This is a genomic window from Paludisphaera sp. (assembly GCF_037189885.1).
GTDB lineage: Bacteria > Planctomycetota > Planctomycetia > Isosphaerales > Isosphaeraceae > Paludisphaera.
In genome coordinates this window covers 167,474-174,479 of sequence record NZ_JBBCIR010000023.1, presented here as the reverse complement: position 1 = coordinate 174,479, position 7,006 = coordinate 167,474, and the positions used below count along the sequence as shown (strand labels likewise).

Annotated in this window: 7 protein-coding genes; all 7 read right to left on the bottom strand. The window is 70.8% G+C overall.

What is annotated here, in order from left to right; translation table 11 throughout:
- Positions 1 to 3: 3 nt before the first annotated feature.
- A complete protein-coding gene (locus WG209_RS09580) occupies positions 4 to 459 on the bottom strand; it encodes a hypothetical protein (RefSeq protein ID WP_337174804.1) in 456 nt (151 codons plus the stop codon).
- Positions 460 to 466: 7 nt separating this feature from the next.
- On the bottom strand, positions 467 to 1,144 hold the full coding sequence (locus WG209_RS09575) for a hypothetical protein (protein ID WP_337174803.1): 678 nt from the start codon (positions 1,142 to 1,144) through the stop codon (positions 467 to 469).
- Between the two features lie 52 nt (positions 1,145 to 1,196).
- Positions 1,197 to 1,553, bottom strand: a complete 357-nt coding sequence (locus WG209_RS09570) for a hypothetical protein (RefSeq protein ID WP_337174802.1) — start codon at positions 1,551 to 1,553, stop codon at positions 1,197 to 1,199.
- Between the two features lie 70 nt (positions 1,554 to 1,623).
- Positions 1,624 to 2,766: a DUF5309 family protein gene (locus WG209_RS09565; protein ID WP_337174801.1), complete on the bottom strand. Its 1,143-nt coding sequence runs from the start codon at positions 2,764 to 2,766 to the stop codon at positions 1,624 to 1,626.
- Positions 2,767 to 2,834: 68 nt separating this feature from the next.
- Entirely contained in the window at positions 2,835 to 3,500 is a 666-nt protein-coding gene (locus WG209_RS09560) for a hypothetical protein (RefSeq protein WP_337174800.1), read from the bottom strand.
- A 75-nt stretch (positions 3,501 to 3,575) separates the two neighbouring features.
- Positions 3,576 to 5,174 (bottom strand): hypothetical protein, encoded by a 1,599-nt coding sequence (locus WG209_RS09555; protein ID WP_337174799.1) that lies wholly within the window; start codon positions 5,172 to 5,174, stop codon positions 3,576 to 3,578.
- A 43-nt stretch (positions 5,175 to 5,217) separates the two neighbouring features.
- A complete protein-coding gene (locus tag WG209_RS09550; RefSeq protein WP_337174798.1) occupies positions 5,218 to 6,687 on the bottom strand; it encodes a hypothetical protein in 1,470 nt (489 codons plus the stop codon).
- Between the last annotated feature and the right edge of the window lie 319 nt (positions 6,688 to 7,006).

Here is a 7,006-nt window from a genome sequence, read left to right as displayed (position 1 = left end):
CCGTCAGGCGACCTCGAAGACCGGGGTGATGGACAGCGTGTCGCCGGGGTGGAGGGCCCTGGGGGCCGCGAACTGCTCGGCCAGGATCAGGGCCCCGCTCGCGGCGCCGACGATGAAGTAGCCGTGGACGACGTCCCCGCTGGCGCCGACCGTCCAGCTCCGCGGGGCGGAGCCGTACCTGGAGTGGGCGACCCGCTCGCGCGAGGACCAGGGGGGCGAGCCGGCCGGGGCCTGCTGGATCGGTGCGTTCCAGGTCGACTCGGACACCGACCGGGTCAGAGTCTTCCTCTCGTAGCCGTCGAAGGCCGCCTCGTGCGCCTCGTAGGTGGCGGCCGTGTCGGTCTCGGAGGGGGTGACGGCCGAGTTGAACAGGCCGAGGCGCCAGTCTTCCGGCGCGGCGCCGCCGAGGAGTTCCGTCAGGAGACGGGCGTTGCCCTCGCGAGAAACCAAAAAAGGCATGGTGGGATCACCTCACGATTCGGGTTGAGAAGATCGAGGACGTGGGCCGGTCGGCGGACGAACCCCAGCGGACTTCCAGCCGGGCCAGCGTCTCCGCCAACTCGGATTCGGCCTGCCGAAGTTTCTGGGCGAAGTCCCCCTCGGCGCCGCGGGACTCGGCCGCGTAGCGGCGGATGAGGACGCTCAGGACGCAGGCCCGGCGCAGCTCCCGGACGTCGCGGAGGTCCGAGGGCGTCCGTCCCGGCGCGTGGGGATCGATCGCGAAGCGGCGGTTGAGCTCGAAGCACGCCTCCTCGACCTGGGGATCGAGCGTGGCGATGACGAACTCGACGCCGGAGAGGCCCGAGGGGGGCGCGGGGGGGGCCCCTTGGCCAGGCGCCATCCCGATACGGCGGATCGTCAACGAGCCGCCGGCGGCCCCGGAGACGGCGAAGAGCTCGCCCGTCCCCTTGAATACCGACGAAGGCTTCCGCAGCTGGACGACGTGGCCGGGCCGGGCACCGGCGGCGCCGAAGTCCGTGCCCGCCGACGTCAGGGTCCAGCTAGGGCCGGGTGCGAAGACGCCGTCGGCCCCCTGGGCCACCTTCTGCCAGGCCGGCGTCAGCACCGCGAAGTCGCCCGGGGCGTGGACCGCGACGTCCTCGTCGCCGGCGTATAGGGTCGTGAGCCGGTCTGACTGACTCATGGGAAGGCTCGCTCGCGCATGGGCAATGATGTGGAATCTCGCGCCGTCGGCCCTAGTCTCGCCGACGCCGTCCGCGGGTCTCGCGATGCGGCGACGCCTCCGCTGGAGCGGCCGGGGCGGCGGGGGACGGGATCGCGGGGCCCGCGTCGAGCCCTCCCGTCGAGTCCCGGATGGCCAGGTCGATCCCTTCGAGAGCGGCGGCCAGCGAGTCCCGGACCCATCCGACGTGGGCCAGGAGTTCGCGGCGGGCCGCCTCGTCGAGGCCGGGGAGTTGGCCCAGGGAGTCCTGGACCTGCTTGCAATGCCAAAGGCCTCGGCCGCGGCCGAGGAACGGCACGTGCCGGCCCTCGGCCGCCCGCTCGATGTACGGCCAGAGGCCCGGGAACGTCGGGTGACTGGGTTGGATCATGTCGACTCGCGTCAAAGGTGAGCCCGCCCCGCGATCGGGGCGGGCTCGGGGGCGTCTGGGCGGGGCCGGATCAGATGGCGCTGAAGGCCGAGATGCCGGACACCCAGGCGTGGTGCGCCTCGTTGTCGATCTCGATGGCGCCTTCCATGATGATGTCGCCCTCGAAGGCGTCGCCGCGGCTGCCGCGGGGCTTATCGATCATCGACCGCTTCAGCCGCACGCGGGCCTCGCTGGCCGACAGGCAGATCGCCGTGCCCGGGCGCAGCAGCGGGGCCGGCACGATCGAGATGCCGGAGAGGAACGGGGCCTCGAACAGGTCGATCGGCGCGCCGAAGACATTGCTGCCGGCGTTGACCCGCATCGCGGCGTGGCCCCACACGGCGAAGGCCGACAGGAAGTCCGTGCTGACCAGCAGCAGGCTGGGGTTGCCGCCGCCGTTGAAGCACGCCTGGATCGTGTCGCGGATCAGGTCGCTGGGCTTGTAGGCCGCGGCGTTGGTCGGCGCGACGACCTTGTTGGTCGCCAGGAGCGACTGGATGCCCTTCATCAGCGGCCGGCTGGTCGGGCTGGTCAGGCCGACGCCCTTGCCGTAGTAGACGGCCGACTCGAAGTCGTCCATCACGTGCTGCATCGCCAGCATCCGGTCGCGGTCCAGCGGGGTGGCGTAGGCCGAGCCGTAGTTGGCGTCGGCCTGGAGGGCCCCGCCGACCTGGTAGGCGTGCTGCACGGTCTGGCAGTACTGCGTGGTCGCCTGGGGGACCCGGCTGAGGCCGGAGACGTTCGTCTCGGCGCCGGTCCTCGTGTTGCTCACGAGGTGGATGGGCTGGGCGTCGGCGTGCGAGGCCGCCGTGGTGCCGGCGTAGCCGCGGGCCACCGTCAGGGCGTTCGAGACCGGATCAACCGCCGTCACCAGCAGGTATTCCTGCTCGATCTGGATGACGTCCCCGGCGTCGAACACCGAGGCGTCGGCGGCGGTCAGCGAGGTCGCGGCGGCCGCCAGGGCGCCGCCGTTGTTCAGGGCCACCGTGCGCGGGCGGTAGTTGTCGTTGACGATGAGGAAGTGGGGCGAGCCGACCGGCAGCTTCGGCAGCCGCGAGGTCAGCGGGGTCCGGTTGACGAACCAGTTGATCGCCACGCCGAAGACGTCGTTGGGGAGGACGCCGGCGTTGAAGGCGGAGAACTGGGTCAGCGGGCTGTTGTCGTACGAAGCCATGTACATTCTCTCCGGTTCGGTTCAGTAGGGGGGCGGTCGTGACGCGGGGCGTCGGGGGGTGGCGGGGTTCAGACCAGCGGGTGCAGCCCGAACGACTGATACTGGTTCTGCCTGACCTTCCATTGGTCGACGATCGCTTCCAGGGAGCCGGGCTGGGCCCCCTGGGGGGCGAAGTGGGGGCGAGAGGCGTCGCCTCCCGCCCCGCCCCGCGACGTCGCCGCGAAGAAGATCGCGAACTGCGGGGAGTCGAGCCGCTCGCGGAGGGCGTCCGAAGCCGGCCGGCCGCTGGCGCGCTCACGCACCACCAGCGAGCCAGATGCCTCGCGAACCGTCTCGAACTCGTCCTGGAGGAGCCGGCGGACCATCGCAGCGGCGGCCGACCGCTGCTCCGGCGACTCGCCCACGAAGGCTCGCCCCTGCAACGCCTCGGCGATGGCGGCGGACTTCCGCTCGCCGAAGACCTGCTGCTCGAGGAGCGTGTACCGGGAGACCGCCTCGGCGTGCTTCCGTTCCCAGCCCCGGCGCTGTTGCTCCAACGCCTCTTCGATCTGGCCCTTCTCGGCCAGGGCTCGCACTCGCTCCTGCTCCTTGATCTCCAGCGCGGCCTCCTGCTGCCGCTGGACTTCCCTGAGTTGGGATTCCAGGGCCCGCAGCCGATGGCGTTCCTCACCCTGCGCGGGGCCGGCCGACGGGGCGGCGGCCGGATCAACTTCGACGTTCGCTTGCTCGTTCACGCATGAACCTCGCACGATAACGGTGTGCGGCGGCGTCGCGGTCGACGCCGCCCGATGACCGTGGGGATGTCGATCTCACGCCTCGGGCCGGAGCCCCAGGTACGCCTCGATCTCCGTGTCGAACTCGCCGTAATCCGAGTCATCCAGGCCGGGGAGCATCACCCGGACGAGCTTCCCGAGCATCTCTCGCTCGGTCCTCGGGGCGTGGCCGGCGGCCCCCAAGATCGCCTGGAATTGGCCCACCGTGCGGGCCAACTCCTCGCCGGTGAACAGGTCGAAGGAGGACGGGTACTGCACCCGGACGGCCGCTCGTTCCTCGGTCGTGAGGGGAGCCCCCGTCACGGCGAGCGCCAGGTCGGCCAGCCGGCGCTCCACCTGGCCCAGCGTCGCGGCCACCTTGCTCAGCAGGTCGTTGCCCGCCGCCTGATCGATCCGCTTCGAGACGCCACTCTGGGCGACGGTCGATCCGCCCGTCCCGGCGGCGCCCGCCGGTTTCAGCAGCAGCGCGGCCCGGTCGGCGGCGTCACGGAGGTCCGCCTTGTTCAGCCGCAGGGAGTCGGCTCCCTCCTTCGGGAAGCGGATGACGTCGAAGCCCTCATAGGTCGCCGCCCCCCCCTGCGAGTTCTTCTTCTTGGGGAGGAGCCAGTTCGGCCCGATCGGGACGGCGCCGTCGGCCTTGACGTAGTCTTCCGGGCCCTGGAGCAGCGGGTGTGCCTGGGTCGTGTCACTGAGGATCAGCTCGCTGTCGCGGTTGTAAAACTCGCGCTGAATCTCGGCGATGCTTTCATATCTGGGCAGGCCGATGTTGCGGCAGCGCGGCCGACGGCGGTCGAACACCCGGATGATCGGCACGCGGCCGTAGGCGTGCGGGACTGGCCCCCGTACTTTCTCGCCGCGATCGTCGAACAGCGTCCAGGCCCGATCGTCCCAGTGTCGCCACGAGGCCCCGCCGCCGTCGTCGACCTCCCGGACGAGGCATTCGAGATACCGACCCGCCCGATCGAGCCGCCACCAGACCATGTTTTCCGGCAGGATGTACGAGGCCACGCAGGAGTCGAGCCCCAGCCGGAGCTCGTCGGCCCGGGTCCGCACCGGCTCGCCCTCGGGCACCGCCGGGCGATCGACGATCAGGTCGAGCTGGCCGAGGACCAGGAGGAGCGGGGCCACGGAACTCGACATGAAGTCGTCGATCGAGGTCCCGCGGCCGTCGACGTCCCGCCACCAGGCGGTCAGCGGCTCGGGCCCGGCGCGGCGGACCTCGCGGCTGTAAATCCGCGCCAGGTGGGCCTCCGCCGCCTCCGACACGAACGTCGGCACCGGCGTCCTCGCCCTGCGCAGCTCGTAGTCGTCGTCGGTCGCCTGGTGGGCGGGATCGGTGCCGAACGGCCTCCCGTTCGGGGGATAAGCTCCGGCGTCGAGGGACGACGGATATTCCCTCTTATGCCGGATCAGATTCCGCACGGGCATCCCGTGCATGTCGTATCCGTAGATGGCGGTGCGGTACGCCTCGCCCCCCTCCCATGAGTCGAGCAGCCACCGCCAGCGGAGGTGATGCGCCTGCCACTCGGGATGGGGCCGCTCCACGCGCCGGCCGTCCGGCAGGGCGATACGAGGCATCGCCGCCCCCGACGTCGTCGGGTGGACCGACGCGCCGATCATGTTCGAAGTCAGCATGACGGTTCTGTTCCGCTGAAAGAAGGTCGAGGGGACGGGTAGCTCAGAAGACGCGACCGGCGCTGGCGCGGCGGAGGGGGCGTTCCGCGGGGGATGGCCCCTCGGGCAGCGCCACGCTCAGGCCGCCCCGAAGCGCGTCGACGAGATCCTCCCAGGGGTGTTGCGGATCCGCCGGATAGTCCATCCACTGGCCCGCGCGACGGGCCCTCGCGTATCCCTTGAGCGAGGCGGACAACTGGCCGCAGCGGGGGTGGATCAACAGCCTGGGCTTTCCGTCGGCCGTCCGGATGAGGCTCTCAATCAAGCTCAGCCCCTCGGTCACGCATCCGGGATAGCGGGGCCACGGTTGCAGGCCCGTCTCCCCGACGAGTCCGCACCTCTGGAACTCCGAGATGACAGTCGGGCCGACCGGGTTCCTGGCCCCCCCCGCCGAGTCGGTCGACACGTATCGCGTCGCCGATCCGCACAGGCGGTCCAGCATGTCTCGTATATCCAAGGCGCAGGCCTCGGCCGATCGACCCTCGGCCAGGAAGTCCGCGAAGACGTGGACGCGGGTCGGCTCCGGCGGGTCGGCCCACTCCCAGCCTCGATGGACCTGGAACGCGACGGCCCCGGTGAAGACGCCGGAGTCGATCGCGACGTGGACCGGGAGCGACGGGTCGAACTCGGCGGCGTCGGAGACGTTCCGGGCATCGTCGTATTCCCCGAACCACGCGCCTTCGGCCTTGGGTCCGCGGCAGAGGTAGTCGCTGGCGAAGACCCGCGACGACACGCCCCGGACCTTCTGGATCAGGGCGTCGATCCCGTAGTGGCCGTCGCTCCGCTTGGCTTTCGGTCGGCCTTGAGGGTCGTCGTCCCGCCCCTCATGGCACCATGCCATGAGAGGGCATTCCGGGCACTTCTCCAGGTTCGGGCCGCTCCGCTCGGGTGGGCAACGTTCAAGGACTTCGAAGATGCAGTATGTGTGGATCGGGAAGGCGCCGGCGTGGGCCTGATCGACAAGCGCGGCCATCGGCCCGACGGGTCGATGCCAGGTCGAGGTCATCAGGACGCTCGCCCGGACGCCACGCAGGTCCATCGCCATGCCGAGCGCCGACTCGCGTAGATCCGGGTCGATCTCGTCGACCTCGTCGAGCTTCAGCGACGCGACGTGCGGACCGCGGACGCTCGTGGGACTTGCCGAGAGGATCGCCACCCGCGAGCCGTTGGAGTACGTCGCCTCCGTCTTGAGGAGCCTGCGGATCGTGTCTTGATCGCCTCCGAACTCGCCCGCCCCTTCGAGGACCAGGGCTTGTAGGGCGCGATAGATCTGCTCCGACTGGGCTCGAGACCCCCCCAGGACGTGCGTCTCGTGGCGGCCGTTGAAGCGGCTCGCGAGATGGGTGTCGAGGGCCGAGAGGAATGATTTCCCGCTGCCCCGGGGCCCGTGCCACAACGCCAGCGAGGGGCGGTCGATTACCTGGGAGGCAAGCATCTCGAACGGGGCCGAATGTCCCGGGCAGACCGGACGCATGGGGACGTGAATCCCCAGGAACGCCCCGATCCAGGCCCTGAGTTCGGCCCGCGTCCGCGGGCGTCGGTCGCGGACGGCCCTAATCAAGCGGTTGATCGTCGACCCGTCCAATGGCTGCCTCCAGGATCCTGCGAGCGGTCTCGTCGTCGACGATCGTCCCGGTCGCCTCTCCCGGCGAGCCGGCCCCGGCTCGCCGGAAGAGGACGCCCCAGGATCGTGCGTCCCCTCGCGCCGCGGCGGCGACGAGGGCCTCGGCCACCCGGGCCCCCCACGTCCGCGCCGGGTCGTCGCTCGGGAGCCCGAGAAGCTCTCGGAGTCG